We start from the raw sequence: 15,874 nt of genomic DNA, 5'->3' as shown, positions 1-15,874 counted from the left end.
CAAGTTTGGGCGGCACCCCGTCTAAGTTGTCATGCACGGCGGGGCGGGCTAAGTCAAAGGAGGAAAGGCGCTATGGGTTTCATTGAACCTACCTTGTATCCGTCTTGTACAAAAGTATATATCCCTGTGGATTCTATCACGGCAATCTATGAGGATGTCCCAGGAAAGACAGTCATAGCGACCACAAAAGGGAGCTGGGTCGTTCGGGAAACGCCGGAACAGATACTGGCGATGATTCCGAGCGATACGTAAGCAAATCAGGGCGCATGCAGCTCTCCCCGACCGCAAGGGCCCGCGGTGGCATGTATGCCGCACGGTTGTCTATGCACGGCGGGGCGGGCAAATATCAGGGCGGCGGCGTGGTGGGAAATGCACACGATGAGGTTGCCGCGGAGGGTGCACACGAAACGGCAGCCAATAGCACCCGGTTCAAATCCGGGCCGCCCTGAACCAAGACGAGAGGAGGCGTAGCGATGGCTAAGTATAGGCTATGGTGCACCGTAGAACTATATGTGCCGGTAGAAATGGAGCTTAAGAAAGACCCTAGAGACATGCTTTACAGGGAATGGAGCGACCTTGAGGAAAAAGTGGAGGACACCTTTATTGAGTATTTAGACAAGGCTGGCGTAACCCATGTGGCGATTGAAAATTGGATGGTAATAGGGGATGGGGAGGCATAGCCAAAAATGGATTGGGCTCTTGCTGGTTGGATTATCCTAGTGATTTTATTCCTTCGCGTGGTTCTTCTTGAACTTCGCATCAGGTATGGTTGTAAGGAATGCTTAAGAAGGCTGGAAAGATATGGGAGAGAATGTACTGGACGAGCTGAAGAGCACAATTTGTATTCTAAGTATGACTTAACTCTTGATCAGCAACGGATGTTAAAGGATGAGTACATTCTAGGGCTTAGAGACGCCAGAAACATTGCGGCAAAGTGCTTCAGGGAAGTGTTCGGAATACGGAAGTAACTAAGTTGGAAAGGGGTGTAGCCGATGGATAAATTCATTCGATTGACAGAATACGGAGGAGAAAACAGGGAGTTTTACTTCGCCGTAGGAGCCATCCAAGCGTTTTGGGGCCACCTATCTACGCGCACATGGTAGCAGTCTATACCGTTGGGGGTTGTGATGGTCGGCAACGAAACCTTTACCGTATGCCAGTCGCCCGATGAAATCGTCAGGCGGATACAAGAGGCGAAGGAGGCGTAGAGATGTTCAGCGATTATACCGAGTACTATGAAGCTCTAGATTGGGAAGGGCAATACATCGAAAACGAAAACACTAGGCTGGAAGCGGAAAATGAAGCTGCCAAGGAAGAAAAGGAGGAATAGACATGTCTTCGCAGTTTTCCAAGACGCTGTACACTATAGCCTACGCTCCTGAGTCCTTCGTTAACATACGTGCTACTTCTGAGGGGCTAAGGATTGAAAATTGGGAGGATAAGTCCTTGGTTGCTGCTGTGATTTTATCTTGGAGAGAAGTCAAGAAATTACGCGAGACACTTAGCATTGAAGATAGAAAGGTAGATGAGGAGGCATAGCCAATGGCTAAGTACCGCAAGAAGCCTGTGGTGATTGATGCGGAGGTATATCGACCTGGACTAGAGGACGGGTTTGCTTGTGTAGATAAAGGTTGTCCTTTTATGGGCGCTGTTTCCCCAAACGTAAAATGGGGGATGTGTACTGACTGTGAAAGGAATCAACCCTACGTCATGACGTTGGAAGGCCCGTTGTTTATCTCTCCTGGTGACTACATCATCACTGGCGTCAAGGGTGAGCGTTACCCCTGCAAACCGGACGTGTTTGAGGCAACGTATGAGTCTGTGGAGGAGGAGTAACATGCTTGGTCACTCCGAGTTAAAAGACGGCTTGGCTCTTTTGCTTGAGAAAACGGCTCGTTGCAAGTACGAATTAGACGATGTAGTACGCGAAATAAAAGCAATCTACATGCTCGTTGCCGACAAGGCAGACGAGGAGGAGTGCAGATGAAGTGCCCAGTTTGCGGCAAAGAATTGAAATGGAATGACTGCTACGGCCCCTACGTAGGCCCCGGCGAGATTGAACAAGTAGGGGATATTTACTGGTGCGGGAACGGGCGGTGCGAAGCGGGCTACTTTTACACTGACTCCGAAGGAACGTTGCATGAAGGGTATCCGGTTAGTGAGGAGGTGTAGCCCATGTCAAAAGCTGTCCGGTACAGGTCCGCCTTAGTGCATGCCGGGCTAGAAATAGCCCTAGCGATGAACGGCTTACAGATACCCGAAGATACGGAGTGGGTGCGAAAACATGCCCAAGCTGCCTTAGATATCATTAACGAAGCATTGGAGAAGGCGTAGCCATGCGAGAAGCAGTTAAGTGGCCCGCTGAGCAGATGAAAACGATTACGGAAAAGAGCGATTGTGTAGACAAAGCAGGAAAGAATCAGGGATGGGAAGTTTCGTCTTGCAAAGAATGCGATGGTGATTTGGGATTGATAAGAAACACATGGTGCTTAAGATGTGAAAAACCAATAAGCAAAGTCCTATGGGAGCTTATTAAGGTGAAGGAGGTGTAGCCATGCCTGAGCGGGATTGGCAGAAGGATTGGGAACTGTGCGAGAAGGCCGACCCTGAGCCGTGGTATGCAGAGGTGTACGCGCAGCGGGTAATGCCGTATATATGCGAACATGCTACTCCTGGTAATGTGCGCTTTATCGCTGAAGCCCGCTCCGCCCTTCCGTACTGGCTCCAGCGGGTGCGAGAGTTGGAGGTGAAGTGGCTGGCAGAAACAGAAGAGAAGATTAGGTTGCGCTATACTAAAACCCAACTCGAAGAAGAAAATGCCAAGCTGCGGCAGCGGGTGCGGAAGTTGGAGGCGCAGGTAGCGGCAATGCGGGAAGCTTTGGAGGGCTTGATGTATTCAGACGGCCACTTCCGAGGAGAATGCAGTGCATTCCGCTGCCACCCTACTTGTGAAAAGGCCCGCAAAGCGCTGGCCGCGCTGGAGGAGGAAGGCACTAACCATGGATAGATGTTCACCCATGATTGTCATCAAGCTTGATGCCGTTGCGCGCACCTTGGCACGTAAGTACAGTTGCCCTATTTACCTAGTCGGTTCTGCTCTTAACACGGACACTCCAAGGGATGTGGACATTCTAGCTATTATGCCGGACGACGAGTTTGCAAAGAGATACGGCTCCGTTAAGGAGTGGGTGCAGCAAGGCGAAACAGGCGATTGGGGCGAGGCACGGTGGCGCTGGTCACGAGAATGTACAAGGCAAACAAAACAACTTTGGAGAGTGACGGACATGAAGATAGACTTCCAGATTCAGCCTGAATCCTATGCGAATTCCTACAAAGCGCCCAAGCTATTGCTGGCAGAAAGGAGAGGGCGTAACCATGAACTATGACTTATGGCCCTTAGCTACTGTAACTCTTGCTTTGTTTTTGATTTGGGCAGAGATTCGTTGGAAGCAAGAACGCAGGAAATATATAGAGCAAATTATTGGCCTACGAACATCGTTAGAGCGGGAAAAGGAGCATAACAATGAGCGCCGAAGGAGGAGTGGCCATGACGCGGGTATGGTGCGGTAAGTTGGGCCACATCCAATGGTACGTCATCCACGTCGATACGGAGGCACATAGACCTGTCGGCGAGCTTCCGCCGGAGCAGCAGGAGCGAATCCGGGCGGCGGTGGAGCGGTTCTCGCAACGGTTAATGGAAGGGGAGAGTAGTGATGAGACCTGATTATAGCGACATTACCAAGCGCTTAGGACCACCTCTTTGGTGGGATGAGTACGGCGTGCCGCGTTATGATCCCTTCAAGCCTTCTATGTGTGATGTATATGTTAAAAAGGTAGCCCTACTGATTGTCAAGTGCCAAGAATGCGGAAGAGAGTTTAAAGTAGCTGTAAGCACAGCTTTCTCTTTCTATGAGCCTACACCTAATAAGTATAGTTGGTGTTTCTACGGGGACCCGCCTAGACACGATGACAAAGACTGCCCAGCAGGAAACACGATGAACAGCATTCCTGTACAAGTACTTGAATACTGGGAACGCGGTTCGAGCGGCCACATGTGTTGGCGGCGGAGGCCGGAATACGAGTGCGTATTTACAGAGGAGGCGGAATAGCTGTGCAGGTGGCACTCATTAACCACACACCCGACCCTGTAATAACCATGTCCCGAGCAGCAGCAGTGTGTTACGACAGCGAACCATCCACGAAAATCGTAGAGCATTGCCTGAAGTCCGGCCATGAGAGCATCACCGAGTTTGCTACCTTCCACTTTGAAATTGTTGGGATAAGCAGGGCGTGTTCACACCAGTTGGTAAGGCACAGATTGGCGAGCTATGCCCAGCGGAGCCAAAGATATTGTAAAGAGGGCGCTACACAATTTGTTTATCCCCCATCTATAAGGGCTAACAGCACAGCTGTGCAATGTTACAATGCGGCTCTCGTTGAGGTGTTAGTAACTTACCGTCATCTGCTTGACTTAGGTATCCCTCCTGAAGACGCCCGTTATATACTGCCAAACGCTACACAGACGGCCCTTCACGTCAGCATGAACTTCCGAGAGTTACGCCACTTCTGCGAGCAGCGCTTATGTTCTCGTGCTCAATGGGAAATTCAAGAGGTGGCACTGAGAATGAAAATGGAGGTTGAGAAAGTCTCACCGTTCTTGGCAAAGTACCTTGTGCCAAAATGCGAGCGGCTTGGATACTGCCCGGAAGTCAAAAGCTGCGGCAGAACCGTAAGAAAGGAGACTTTAGATGCTTCTAGCGTTTGACCCCGGTAAAACTACCGGGTTTGCATGGTTCGATGAAGACCGATTTAAGGTATCCGGTGCAGGGCAAGTAGTTATGGATGTGGTTCCGAAGTTGCTAAAGACATTCCCTCGGCCCAAAACCATCCTCCTAGAAGCCTTTCGCGTATATCCTTGGAAATCAGCTGGCTTGGTGTGGGATAATCTGCCTGCACCACAAGTTATAGGAATGATTAGGTCTTGGGCGGATGAGTGTAATGTTCCCATCATCGAACTTCCAGCATCTGTTCGCAAAACCATAACTAACGACGTACTCAAGGCGTTCAAAGCATGGGACATGACAGCAGGGATGCCCCACGCGCGGGATGCTACCCGGCACCTTTTGTGGTACTGCCGTAAAGAGTTCCCTGAAAGGTTTATCGAAGTATTGAAGGAGCGTGGTTCGGGTGTTGGCACGAGGGAAAGACATTCGGCCTGACGGTGCTCAGTGTGATAAATGCACATTACAAGATTACCCCTGTGTAGGTGGTTGTGGGCCTGCCCAGGCAGACATAGTGATCTGCGGGGAGGCCCCTGGCCCCACCGAAGCGGCCCGCGGCGTGCCCTTTGTCGGGAGGGCGGGAAAGCTGCTTGACACAGTGTTAAAAGAGGTTGGCATTGACCGAGATGAATGTTACCTCACCAATGCCTGTTTGTGTGCACCTGAACCTATCCGCCCCCCAAAACCGAAGGAGTTGAAGGCGTGCCTCCCCCGGCTGTGGCGGGAAGTTTTAGCACACCGGCCAAAGGTGGTTATTGCCCTTGGCAATACGGCCCTCAAAGCCCTTGCCGGCAAGCACGGGATCAGCAATTGGCACGGGGCGCTCCTCAGTCCTGACCTACCAGAGGCTGTAGACACAACCATCGTTCCAGCGTACCATCCTGCCGCTGTACTGCGGTCTCCAAGATTGTACCAGGACCTAAAGACCGACTTGGAAAAAGCGTTGCTGGTGTTACAAGGAAAATTAGAGCCACCGAAAGAATCCTCCAGCGATGTCAAGACAGTGGTAATTGACAATGTAGAAGACGCACGTGAACTGATTGACCGTTTGTGGCAATTGTACCATGGTCAAGAAGTCGCTTTAGACGTTGAGACATCTAGCACAGGGGAGTTACTATGTATCGGTCTATCTTGGAAGCCGGGCACGGCCGTAGTGGTAACAAAGAACGCTTTGCAAAACAACTACATTCGTGATAAGTTGGATGTTGCTTTGGGTAGGTTGACCATCGTCGGGCACAATCTCAAATACGACCTTCAGGTTTTGTGGAGACATGGAATTCCAAGCCCATGCACAGGGGCAGACACCATGTTGGAACACTATTTGCTGAACAACCTGCCCGGCACGCACGGCCTGAAGCAACTAGCCAAGGACTACCTCAACATGCCGGAGTACGACGCCGAGCTTAAGCCGTACCACAAGACCGGGTTTGAAAACTGCCCTCCAGAGACCTTGTACAGGTACAACGCCAAGGACGCCAGCTATACCCTTCAGTTGCACAGGTTGTTTCAGGAAAGGCTTTCTGAAAACGATCACAGGGTGCTGGAAACCCTTTTGTACCCAGCCAGCGATGTGCTCGCCAGAATGGAATCCCTCGGCGTCCTTGTGGATATACCTTTACTGCGGAACATGGACATTGAGTACGCCACTGCCGTAGATGATTTACTGCACCAGCTTCACCAGCATGCCGGGCATGAATTCAACCCGAACTCCCACAAACAGCTTCTAGAGGTGCTGTACAAAGAATTGGAATTGCCGATTCCTGGTAGGCTGTCTTCCGACAAAGATGCTCTGGAGGAGCTTAAAGGGTATCATCCCATCGTGGACGTGCTGTTAGAGTACCGCACTAAGAAAAAATTGCACTCTACTTACGTTAAAGCCTTGCTTGAAGCTGCCGACATTAACGGTAGAGTCCACACCACCTTCAACCTTCACGGAACAGTTACCGGGCGGCTTTCCAGCAGCAACCCAGTTAACCTGCAGAACATCCCCAAGGACAGTGACATACGAAAAATCTTCATTGCCACACCGGGCTATACACTGGTGGAAGGTGATTTGTCTCAAGCTGAAGTCCGTGGGTTGGCGTACTACTCACAGGACGAAAATCTCATCCAGGCCATTCGTGCCGGCGGCGACATGCACATTCGCACAGCCTGTCTCATGTTCAAGGTCAAGCCAGAAGAAGTGACCAAGGAGATGCGCCAGAAAGCAAAACACCTCACCTTCGGCGTAATTTATCAAATGTCCGCCCCATCCCTGGCGGCAGAGCTAGGAATTTCAGTGAGTGAGGCAGAAGATTTAATTGAGGAGTATTTCAAGGCGTTCCCACAGGCACAGGAGTGGATTGAGGAAACCAAGCGCAAAGTGTTAGAGGTGGGCAAGGTTTCTACACCCTTCGGGCGCACTCGCAACTTCGGGTTTATTGGAAACGACAATCGCAACGAAGTCTTACGACAGGCTGTAAATGCACCAATTCAATCGCTGGCGAGCGACGTAACGCTCACCGCTCTCATCAAGGCTGGCAGGTGCTTGGTAGGCAACCCGAACACACGCCTGTTGCTTACGGTGCATGATTCAATCCTGCTCGAAACCAAAGAAGACCCCGTAGAAGTGGCCCGCTGGTTGCAGGGAATCATGTCTGCCCCGGTACTGGACGGCAGTGTACCCTTTGACGCTGAAGTCAAGATCGGCCCTTCCTGGGGAGAACTTAAAACCATTGAGGAATACTTATCCGCAAAGGCGGCATAAAAAGAAAAGCCCTTGGACTATATCCAAGGGCATTACATAGGGGCCTCTATTTCAATATAGTATTCATACCAACCTGGAATGTGGGTTTCGTAGGCTCTCAACGCACCGCGTGGGGTAAACCCTCGCTGGCGCACCTGCTCCTCCAACTTCTTCAGTGCTTCCTGCATTGTGTTGGCGAGGACACGTCCACAGGTGAAGTACCGCTCTTCACTCATATCGAGACATGCACGTCCTTTCTGGTACCATCTAGCCGGATACGTGGAACCCCCAACTTGCTAGGCACCAGGAGCTTTTCTTCTGCGTACCCGCCCCACTTCAGGAAGGAACTCGAAGAGACGAAAGTGAGTTTTGTTTCTGTGATTTTGTTATTTCGAGTATCGGGGACGTAGTAGGTTTCTTGGAAGGCGGTCATCCAGTGGATGTGCCCTGTGATGTAGATATCGGCCAGTACGATATCTCGCAGCCTACGAAGCGAGTTGGCCTTAGCTCCTACCGTGCGGCCCGACCCCACTCCATGCGTGGCATAAACCGTGTAGCACTGTGGCTTACCGTTCTTACTGCCCGCGCCCAAGGTGATTTTTAGGAGGACGGAATGGGGTGAGTAGAAAACCCCCAATTCATCTGCCAGAAGCTCAGTGGTGTCTATGCCGTCCTCACGCATGATCCGCTGTTCGTGATTGCCCTCGACGGCGGCCAGAATACGGTCCTTGATTGGCAGGAGTAACTTCTTGGCGTACCGCAGTTGCTGCTGCGGATTTAGTCTCTCTTGGTAAATGTCGCTCTTGGAGCTTTTCAAGGCCGTGTTCATCAAGTCGCCTAACAGAACTACCCATGCGTTTGGTGTTTGAGCAATCCAGTCAGCAAGGCGCATAAACTTCTGCTCATCAAATAAAGGATCGCCTACGTGTAAATCCGAAATAGGCACAAGGTAGGCTGCTTTAATGTCCGTAGGCAGGGCCACGGCATGATAAAGCAACGTTATACCCCCTAATGAGAAAAACGGGGGTTATTTACCCCCGTTCTTGTCCTTAGCCTTTAATACCTCTAATGCGTTGCGGATAGTATCTGGAATTGGTACTTCCATCTCGGCTAGATTTTCCACTATAGACAATCCTTCGTTAGCAAACAAGAACATGATAACGATGCTTCTCACCGCTCCGGTCGCCCCTGTAATGAGATCGACCTGTGCTGCCAAAGCTACAAGAAACAGGTAAGCGACCTTTTTGGTAATGCCCTTAAAGCCGATATAGCTGTTGAGTTTGCCCAGGTACACAGCTTTGCTTACGCCTGTAAGGTAGTCAAGTACCATTACCATAAGAAGCGCGTACAAAGCTATGTCCCACCCTCCCAGATAGTAAACTATAACTCCACCGACAACTCCTACAGCAGCCTTGAAATCAGCAAGCGTCACGGTTTATCCCTCCCTTTTAAGCAACCTGTTCACTACTGCCGCCAACTGAGCACGGGTAACGGGTTCATCCGGGCCGAAACGTCCGTCCGGGTAGCCACTCATGAGACCGGCTTTGGCAACTGCCTCGATGTCGGCCTTAGCCCAATGACCTTCGATGTCCCTGAACACGTCTGATACCTCCTTATCAATGCCCCACAAAGCATGAGCAGTGATTATGGAAACCAGCTTATCTGCGTACTCGGGATCGGTTGCGTAACCACACTCTTGTAATGCTCTGGCTGCCTCCTGGTAGTTCTTGGCTTGTCGCACTTTCAAGTATCGGGGGGAGGCCAGCAGCTTTGCATGATCGAGGATGCTTTCGTTGAAGTCTTTATATCCTCGGAAATACGCCGTCACTGTCTTGGCTACGCCGTTAACGTACTCCGTAGTGGTTTTGGCAACCTTGGCATACCCGCAACCTTCTGTCCATTTGATTCCGAAAAGGTTATACTGGATATGAGCTTTACCCCAACCAGACTCCAAAGCTGCCTGAGCAATGGTAATTGAGGGTAGAATGCCGTACTTTCTGTAGCTTTCAATGGCCCCCAGTTTAACTAAGTCAATGAATTCTCCGGGACGCATTTCCTGCGATTCCTCCTTTCCTGTGATAACCTGAACATGAAACTCCGGCACAGGTTTGGGGATCAAATCAAGAAACCACCTGCGAATTTCTTCACTAGGCGGTTTCGGATCAACGGCCTCATCCATTGTTCGGAAACGCTCCAGCTTAGCTGTCGAACTTCCAAACAACCATCTAAAGTCCTCGGCAAAGACTTCATATAGCTGATCTTCCCATGCCCAGCCGTAGTTTATCTCCGGCCCAAGGTTACGCAGCTTTCTGTAGGCAGCCAGCATCGGCGTTTCTTTACCATAAAACTCCTTGCTGTCTGTGAGGTGAAGCATCACAGCGTGTCCAAGCTCATGGGTAATCACCATCGCCGCCCGAGGTTCATCAAAATCGGCCTGGGCGCAAATGATGATATACTGTGGGTAGGTCTTGGCAACCGTACCGGTGTCACTCCAGGTACGCCCGTCGTAGTACATGTATTGAAGGTCGGTGATGAACACTGGGAAATCCTTTAGCCAACCCAATGGGAACTGCTCATTTAAGGCCGCCAGAGCCTTGAGCACGTCCGTAACCGAAACTGTACCCCAATGCGGCGGTGCTGCAACCAAAGCTGTGGTTTGCCCTTCATAATCCAGGATATAACCACAGCGGTCTAACGTCGGTCTCAGGAGCTTCCGTGTTGCATCAGGCGTGTACAACCTCACATTACCACCCCCGAGCTAATCATTAAAGGAGGAGTGTTTTTAATGAAGAGAAAGTCCCTAGCTATCACCATCCTTGTTCTGGTTTTGGTGTTTGCAAGTAGCCTAGCATACGCCGGGAGGGGCATCACCATTCTAGTCAATGGTGTGCCCCTCCAAAGCTCGGTACCACCTCAAGAAATTAACGGAACCGTCTTGGTGCCACTGCGTGCGGTCAGTGAAGCTTTGGGTTGTCAGGTCAATTGGAATGCTGTCACAAACACGGTGACAATCACCAAATCAATTATCCAAACCCCCCAACCACAACAAATACCCGCGTTTGCACAAGGGGCAGTCAACCGATGGAGCGAAAACATAAAAGAGCCATTGATAAACGGCCCCAAAGATTTTGTGGGGGTAATACAGCAGGCATTAACATTATTAGCAAAGAACGACTATCACACCTTTCTCAACGTCGAAGCTTTTGTTCCAACTATCATCATGGCAGACTTAAACAATGGTTCGGCTGCTTCTAGCGGTTTGGCCGGTGTCCAATTTGATCGAAAAACCTTCTATGAAGTGTGTAAGGGCTACACATCACAGGAAGTAACGGCACTCTATGCGGCATTGTTAGCACACGAAGCAGCACATATACAATTGCATAGCATAGGGCTTCATGACGTTGTTTCCGAAAACGACCGAGAGGCTATTTGTTACTTGGTGGAGCTACGAATTGCACGTAAGGTAGGAGCACCAAGGCAGCAAATAACGTTTATGCAACAACAAGTGAAGAAGTACATCAATCCATGAAGTAAAGGAAAGGAGGAGAAACCGTGCAAGTTTTCTTTACCATCTTGGCGGTGGTGGTCATAGGCTGGTTTTCTATTGGCTTTCTCACCAATCCTGAAGGATTGGAGGGACTTTCGGAAGACCAAAAGACCTCGGAAATGATGGTAAGACTGTTGCTTCTCGTCTGCACAGGGCTACTCATAGCTTTGCTTTTTCACATGAATAACTAACGTTGTCCTTGTGCCTTCTTTAGCTCGTTCCAATCAGGCACGGGCAGTCCCCGTGCCTTTTGCAGTTCTATCCACTGCCGTAGCAAATCACGGTACTCAAACGTCCTACCTTGCTGCATCCCTTGTGGGTTTACAGTGGTGATTAGGCTGCCCAAACCTGGGATTCGCTTGGTGGTTAGCGGTTTCTCTGGAGTTTCTTTTGCATACCGCCGTGCAGCCATAATTTCACGTGCTGGGCCAATTTGGCTAAGAGCAAAATTGATTGAATCCTTCAGCCGTTCCATTGGTACAGCCTCATAGCGGCTGATTGGTCCTCCGTAAAACATACTGCGGTTTGTAGCCAACTGTGGGATCATCGTAAGCACCGGGTTAATTAGGCCGCCAAGCTCACGCATTCCAGACCCAGGATCGCCAAAGTCAGGAATACGTGCAAGATCGGTGATTGGTAATGATGGGTTGAAGAAAATGTAGTTGCCCCTAGCGTCTTTGCCAATAGGCACAGCCATCAAGTCACGCAGCCACGTCGGCACGTCTTCGTCTTTAATCCCCTGCGCTTCTTTAGCGGTTTCCACGGTGTGTCGTGCTGCCATGTAGATGCCGGGCCGAGTAGCTAAGAGCTTCAACATAGCCGGGGTGTTGAACCGTACCCATGCGTAGAATGGGATGAGGTAGTGACTGAGCTTTTGTTCAAATGGGGTGAGTGCACCGTAATCATAGTGAATAGCCTTAACATGAGCGGCGGCGGCGTCTGGAGAAAGGCCCCGCTTCAACTGAGCTAGGAAGTTGGTGAAGCGCATGTAGGTATCGGTGGCTTCACCTACGGCACGGGGAACACCAGTAAAACGCTGCCACGCAGTAGGTGCCCCTTCCGCAGAGAGGCCAATCTTTGCAGCGGTTTGCGTAGCCTCCTCCAACAAAGAGCGGGTTGTAGCGGCCTGCCGGAAAGCTCCCTGCCCCGCCAAACCGTGACGGTTGAAGAGGTCAAGGAGGGTTTGACGGGAGATACGCTTACCTTGAATGACAGCTTCTTTGGCCGTTCCTTGAAACAGGCGGCGGGCTTCGTCGTAGGTTTTTGGAGGAACGCCGTCAATGAAGTTAAAAAATGCGCCACCGATGCCGTTGACAATGTGAAAACGCGGATTCCAAGCAGTCATTAGGGCTTTGAGGTTCCGCATTGCACGGGAATAGGCGTCCTCAAATGCTTTGGAAGTCACATCGGGGGTACGCACCACATTGTATAACCTTTGCAGGCTGGTAGCCACTTCCGGGTGGACGGCCATGTCTTTGAGGCTAGGCACAGTAGTGTCACGAATAACAAACCAGCCGGGAGGGGCTGCTTTAGCTGGACGGATTACATCCGGGCCGAGAGCGCGTAGCTCCCGACCCATTTTGTTTATGGTCAGAAGCTGGTCTGTAAGCGCCCGGTGAATTGCCGTCTGCACCGCCACATCTTTGACGGGATGCAGGCCAAGAGCTTCCAAGTCCTCAATAGTCAGGTTTTTGAAAGCGCGGTGTTTGAGGAAGAATGGGTGGGCAGCGCTAATACCCTTAGATGCGGCGTACTTTTCTAGCACCGCCTTAACCTTCTCCGGCGGGTCTTTGAAGATGTGTGAGGTATAGAACTGCACCACGTTGATAGGCACGTGCTCTTGTTGCAACAGCTCTAGATCGCGGCGGTAAAGCTGGTTGGCAATTCGCGATGCTGTCTTTGTATCCTTAGTAATTCCCAGTGCCCCGAAAAGCCGTTCGCGCTGGGCAGTTAACTCTGCTTGAGCGTTCTGAAGAGTTGTCCGCAGCTTATCTATCTGCTTCCATTTCTTAGCAAATTCTTTTTGTGGAATTACATCCTGCTGAGCAAGATGAACTATTTCATCCATCGTTCGGTTGATTTTGTCCTGTGTCACACGCAGCAGGCGCGCCGGCTTGGTCATGCCCTCCTCCAAAACGTAGGAGGCACTTTCGCGGGCTGTCTGAGGAAGGCCCTTACGCTGCCAATCGGCGAGTGTACGTTGCAAAGTCACACCTGCTGCGGCCGGAGCCTCTGTTTCAGCCTTGGCAATAGCTTTTTTGGCCTGAACAATTCCCGCACGTTCCACGCCTTTGAACGCCTGTGGAGTGTAGTCACGTATGAATGCTCGGCCAAGGAAGTCTGCCACCGCCTCCCCAGGTTTACCTGCAACACGTGCTGCCCCGCTGCGTAACGAATTAACCAAGCGGGTAATATCCACAGAAGCTACAGGTTTGGTGAAGCCCATAATGGAGCCAAACTCTGCGGTGTAGCGCGGCACCTCGCCGACCACCTTGTAGGCACTGCGCTCGGCACCTTCCTTGGTTAAGCGTTCAAGAATTCCTCGGGCGATGTCGGGAAGTTGTCCTTTCGCAATGCGGCTTTCAAGCGCACGGACGGCGGCCTTAGCGGACGGGTAAGTAATCCCAGTAAGAGCACCAGCCTCTCGTAGAGCCAGGGCCTGTTCCAAAGGACGCAGGCCAGCAGGAAGGGCCGTCTTTTCCACCGCGAAGCCGAGCGCCCGTTGGACGGCTGCACCCAGCTTACCGATAGGAATTTGCCCCTTGAGGGCGTTTTCAGCTAGAAGTTTGGCGCTGCTTTCACTAATAGTCTTGCCGGTTTCCTTAGCTATTTCAGGAATAATCCGCTTAGCGATTTGCTCTGCCGATTCCTGTCCGGCCTTCTTCGCCAAAGTCGTCGCACCAAGAGTGAGGTAAGTTGTTGGGTCTAGCACAATCTCTGTTGCTAAGGAAGTAAGCCAATTTAAGACCTTATTCTTAGGCTCAATACCGGCCTCCTTTAATACGTCTGCGCCGCTTACCTTGGCCTGCCCGGTAAGGCCCTTCCAAGCCTCTCCCAAAACAGACTCACTTTCTGGCGATAATATAGCCTTTACTGCCCCTCGCACAGCCGCACCAGGGCGGTCAAGAATGTCGAACACACGGGTTAGGAAGTTGGGGTGAGTAGGGGGATTAGGCACAGGGGCACCGACAGCCTGCAACCGAGCAATGTTGTGTCCAATCTCCGTTTGAGCAGCTTCGTAGGGAGTTTTCTTTGGTGCAGCTACTTTAGTCCTTCCTGCCATTTCCTGCGCCAGCTTGAAATAGTCAACCCCGCCTGAAGCCTGAGTCAAGTCCTGTGCCAGCTTGAAATAGTCAACCACAACAACTCACCCCTTAAGGAGCTTGACGGATTACTTGCCCTGGAATCAAACTAGACACCAACGGCCAAGGATACCATTTGTCTGCTTCCTGTATTACTTTGTTCCAATCAACAGAAGCTTTTGCAGGGTCTTTCATGTCGGCTTCAATTTGCCGACGTACTGCGACAGCGTTGTCTTTTAAGGCAGACAAATTAAGGATGTATCCTGCTGTGGTTAGGTCAGTCCCCGCCCGGGCGGCGGTGCTCTTCAAGGTCTTTTCCGCCTCTGCCTTAGCTTGCTGTTCTGCTTGCTTTTGTGCAATCTGGTACATCTGATAAGCGGTCAACCCACCGCCCCCACCGACAGGGCGGCGTTCCATAGCAATGTTATGCCGCTGGGTTTCCTGTAACTGCGCTTGCTGTAAGGCTAAGTTAGCCAAGAACTTCTGCTGCTCCCATTCCTGCTGTGCCCGTTGTGCTTCAAGCTCCGCTTGCGCCCTCTGAGCAGCAGCTTCCTGTTCAGCCAACCACTGCCGCAAACCAACAGCGGTGTTAAGACCTACCTGTGCTAGATTGCTTTCCATCGCCTGCTGCTGAGAAAGCAGGCCAGACCGCATTTGCCATTGCTGCTCTCCCAAAGCACTCTGTCTGTTTAGTAATTCCTGAGCCAAGCCCATACCCATTTCTATAGGCTTGGCCGTCACCTGCCCGTACAGGTTGGCGTAGTTTTGGGCAAAGTCGGCCTGCGCCGCCGCATATCGGAGCGTGGCGTCAGTCATTTGTTTGTGTTGTTGGTCAATCCACTGCGCCAAAATCTGCTGCTGGTCAGTCGTGAGATCACTGTACAATTCTCGCCGTTTGTCCATAGCATAGGAGGATTGGTACCTACCCCGGCGGTTCATCTCCTCATCGAGAAGTCGGGCGTTCTCTTCTGTGCGCTTTTCCAGCATATCAAGAGCTACTTTAACCGTTTCCGGTACAGTGGGGTCGGGCTGCATCAACTGCTTGAGGGTGGCCAGGGACTGCCCATACTGCTCCTGGTACTGCTTTAGCATTTGAATTCCAGCATCACTATACTGTTGAATAAGCTGGTTCATTTGCCCCATGTAATCACTGATCCGTTGTTGCTGCTCCGCATAATACCGGTTCCAGACATCTTCTTGCTGCTGTCGGAAGCGTTCAAAATTGGCCCTTTCCTGCTCTTGATACTTTTGCACATCACTTTGGATTTGTCCCGGCACTTGCTTGTATAGCGGCTCAGTAGGGGCAGTTTGTGTTGGCGAAGCGGTCTCCTTGGCCGAAAACCTGCCTAAAACGTCAGGAGAAACGAAAGCTGTCCCGCTGCGAACTTGATATTCCGATGGCGCGATCTCAAACGTCTGGCTTCCTTTGCTTACTTTGATCGGTTTGCCTTTCCCTTGCCAGTAGACGCTGTATCCCTGGCTTTCCAACGTCTGGCGTAAAGGCTTTTCATTAGCCACC

General features: G+C 51.2%; 20 protein-coding genes. 15 read left to right on the top strand and 5 right to left on the bottom strand.

What is annotated here, in order from left to right; genetic code table 11:
- The first annotated feature begins 72 nt into the window (after nt 1-72).
- The 13 genes from K5554_RS00445 (at nt 73) to K5554_RS00385 (ending at nt 7,527) form a co-directional block, all read left to right on the top strand.
- A complete protein-coding gene (locus K5554_RS00445; protein ID WP_221039222.1) occupies nt 73-252 on the top strand; it encodes a hypothetical protein in 180 nt (59 codons plus the stop codon).
- Between the two features lie 221 nt (nt 253-473).
- Complete coding sequence (locus K5554_RS00440; RefSeq protein ID WP_221039220.1) at nt 474-680, top strand: hypothetical protein; 207 nt, start codon at nt 474-476, stop codon at nt 678-680.
- A 652-nt stretch (nt 681-1,332) separates the two neighbouring features.
- A complete protein-coding gene (locus tag K5554_RS00435; protein ID WP_221039219.1) occupies nt 1,333-1,539 on the top strand; it encodes a hypothetical protein in 207 nt (68 codons plus the stop codon).
- 3 nt (nt 1,540-1,542) lie between these two features.
- The gene (locus tag K5554_RS00430) at nt 1,543-1,836 is read left to right on the top strand and encodes a PGDYG domain-containing protein (protein WP_221039218.1); all 294 of its coding nucleotides are present in this window, start codon (nt 1,543-1,545) and stop codon (nt 1,834-1,836) included.
- Nucleotides 1,837-1,983: 147 nt separating this feature from the next.
- Nucleotides 1,984-2,172: a hypothetical protein gene (locus tag K5554_RS00425; RefSeq protein WP_221039217.1), complete on the top strand. Its 189-nt coding sequence runs from the start codon at nt 1,984-1,986 to the stop codon at nt 2,170-2,172.
- A 3-nt stretch (nt 2,173-2,175) separates the two neighbouring features.
- Complete coding sequence (locus K5554_RS00420) at nt 2,176-2,334, top strand: hypothetical protein (RefSeq protein WP_221039216.1); 159 nt, start codon at nt 2,176-2,178, stop codon at nt 2,332-2,334.
- A gap of 2 nt (nt 2,335-2,336) precedes the next feature.
- The gene (locus K5554_RS00415) at nt 2,337-2,552 is read left to right on the top strand and encodes a hypothetical protein (RefSeq protein WP_221039215.1); all 216 of its coding nucleotides are present in this window, start codon (nt 2,337-2,339) and stop codon (nt 2,550-2,552) included.
- A 2-nt stretch (nt 2,553-2,554) separates the two neighbouring features.
- Complete coding sequence (locus tag K5554_RS00410; RefSeq protein WP_221039214.1) at nt 2,555-3,007, top strand: hypothetical protein; 453 nt, start codon at nt 2,555-2,557, stop codon at nt 3,005-3,007.
- A gap of 10 nt (nt 3,008-3,017) precedes the next feature.
- Entirely contained in the window at nt 3,018-3,386 is a 369-nt protein-coding gene (locus K5554_RS00405) for a hypothetical protein (RefSeq protein WP_221039213.1), read from the top strand.
- Nucleotides 3,387-3,547: 161 nt separating this feature from the next.
- On the top strand, nt 3,548-3,724 hold the full coding sequence (locus K5554_RS00400) for a hypothetical protein (protein ID WP_221039211.1): 177 nt from the start codon (nt 3,548-3,550) through the stop codon (nt 3,722-3,724).
- 330 nt (nt 3,725-4,054) lie between these two features.
- Entirely contained in the window at nt 4,055-4,765 is a 711-nt protein-coding gene (gene thyX / locus K5554_RS14610; RefSeq protein ID WP_370636920.1) for an FAD-dependent thymidylate synthase, read from the top strand.
- Entirely contained in the window at nt 4,749-5,219 is a 471-nt protein-coding gene (locus K5554_RS00390) for a hypothetical protein (RefSeq protein WP_221039208.1), read from the top strand. Before thyX ends, K5554_RS00390 begins: the two co-directional genes overlap by 17 nt.
- A complete protein-coding gene (locus K5554_RS00385) occupies nt 5,179-7,527 on the top strand; it encodes a DNA polymerase (protein ID WP_370636919.1) in 2,349 nt (782 codons plus the stop codon). The genes K5554_RS00390 and K5554_RS00385 overlap by 41 nt, the downstream gene beginning before the upstream one ends.
- A gap of 211 nt (nt 7,528-7,738) precedes the next feature.
- Here the strand turns inward: K5554_RS00385 and K5554_RS00380 are convergent, their stop codons facing one another.
- The 3 genes from K5554_RS00380 to K5554_RS00370 are packed head-to-tail and all read right to left on the bottom strand — an operon-like array spanning nt 7,739 to nt 10,249.
- Nucleotides 7,739-8,503 (bottom strand): metallophosphoesterase, encoded by a 765-nt coding sequence (locus K5554_RS00380; RefSeq protein WP_221039206.1) that lies wholly within the window; start codon nt 8,501-8,503, stop codon nt 7,739-7,741.
- Nucleotides 8,504-8,533: 30 nt separating this feature from the next.
- Complete coding sequence (locus K5554_RS00375) at nt 8,534-8,938, bottom strand: holin family protein (protein WP_221039205.1); 405 nt, start codon at nt 8,936-8,938, stop codon at nt 8,534-8,536.
- 3 nt (nt 8,939-8,941) lie between these two features.
- Complete coding sequence (locus K5554_RS00370) at nt 8,942-10,249, bottom strand: glucosaminidase domain-containing protein (RefSeq protein ID WP_221039204.1); 1,308 nt, start codon at nt 10,247-10,249, stop codon at nt 8,942-8,944.
- 42 nt (nt 10,250-10,291) lie between these two features.
- Here K5554_RS00370 and K5554_RS00365 point away from each other — a divergent pair, with 42 nt between their 5' ends.
- The gene (locus K5554_RS00365; RefSeq protein ID WP_221039203.1) at nt 10,292-11,035 is read left to right on the top strand and encodes a copper amine oxidase N-terminal domain-containing protein; all 744 of its coding nucleotides are present in this window, start codon (nt 10,292-10,294) and stop codon (nt 11,033-11,035) included.
- A gap of 23 nt (nt 11,036-11,058) precedes the next feature.
- On the top strand, nt 11,059-11,244 hold the full coding sequence (locus K5554_RS00360; protein ID WP_221039202.1) for a hypothetical protein: 186 nt from the start codon (nt 11,059-11,061) through the stop codon (nt 11,242-11,244).
- Here the strand turns inward: K5554_RS00360 and K5554_RS00355 are convergent.
- Together K5554_RS00355 and K5554_RS00350 are read right to left on the bottom strand one after the other, a co-directional pair.
- Nucleotides 11,241-14,414: a hypothetical protein gene (locus K5554_RS00355; protein WP_221039200.1), complete on the bottom strand. Its 3,174-nt coding sequence runs from the start codon at nt 14,412-14,414 to the stop codon at nt 11,241-11,243. The two genes, K5554_RS00360 and K5554_RS00355, sit on opposite strands and share 4 nt — an antisense overlap.
- 13 nt (nt 14,415-14,427) lie before the next feature.
- A complete protein-coding gene (locus K5554_RS00350) occupies nt 14,428-15,873 on the bottom strand; it encodes a hypothetical protein (protein ID WP_221039199.1) in 1,446 nt (481 codons plus the stop codon).
- Nucleotide 15,874: the final 1 nt, after the last annotated feature.

Source organism: Gelria sp. Kuro-4 (assembly GCF_019668485.1).
Lineage (GTDB): Bacteria > Bacillota > DTU030 > DUMP01 > DUMP01 > DUMP01.
The sequence above is the reverse complement of the archived record's forward strand: the minus strand, read 5'-3'. Positions and strand labels throughout refer to the sequence as shown.

Coding starts and splice junctions, on each gene's coding strand:
- K5554_RS00445 (WP_221039222.1), top strand. CDS start 73: ATGGGTTTCATTGAACCTACCTTGTATCCGTCTTGTACAAAAGTATAT.
- K5554_RS00440 (WP_221039220.1), top strand. CDS start 474: ATGGCTAAGTATAGGCTATGGTGCACCGTAGAACTATATGTGCCGGTA.
- K5554_RS00435 (WP_221039219.1), top strand. CDS start 1,333: ATGTCTTCGCAGTTTTCCAAGACGCTGTACACTATAGCCTACGCTCCT.
- K5554_RS00430 (WP_221039218.1), top strand. CDS start 1,543: ATGGCTAAGTACCGCAAGAAGCCTGTGGTGATTGATGCGGAGGTATAT.
- K5554_RS00425 (WP_221039217.1), top strand. CDS start 1,984: ATGAAGTGCCCAGTTTGCGGCAAAGAATTGAAATGGAATGACTGCTAC.
- K5554_RS00420 (WP_221039216.1), top strand. CDS start 2,176: ATGTCAAAAGCTGTCCGGTACAGGTCCGCCTTAGTGCATGCCGGGCTA.
- K5554_RS00415 (WP_221039215.1), top strand. CDS start 2,337: ATGCGAGAAGCAGTTAAGTGGCCCGCTGAGCAGATGAAAACGATTACG.
- K5554_RS00410 (WP_221039214.1), top strand. CDS start 2,555: ATGCCTGAGCGGGATTGGCAGAAGGATTGGGAACTGTGCGAGAAGGCC.
- K5554_RS00405 (WP_221039213.1), top strand. CDS start 3,018: ATGATTGTCATCAAGCTTGATGCCGTTGCGCGCACCTTGGCACGTAAG.
- K5554_RS00400 (WP_221039211.1), top strand. CDS start 3,548: ATGACGCGGGTATGGTGCGGTAAGTTGGGCCACATCCAATGGTACGTC.
- K5554_RS00390 (WP_221039208.1), top strand. CDS start 4,749: ATGCTTCTAGCGTTTGACCCCGGTAAAACTACCGGGTTTGCATGGTTC.
- K5554_RS00365 (WP_221039203.1), top strand. CDS start 10,292: ATGAAGAGAAAGTCCCTAGCTATCACCATCCTTGTTCTGGTTTTGGTG.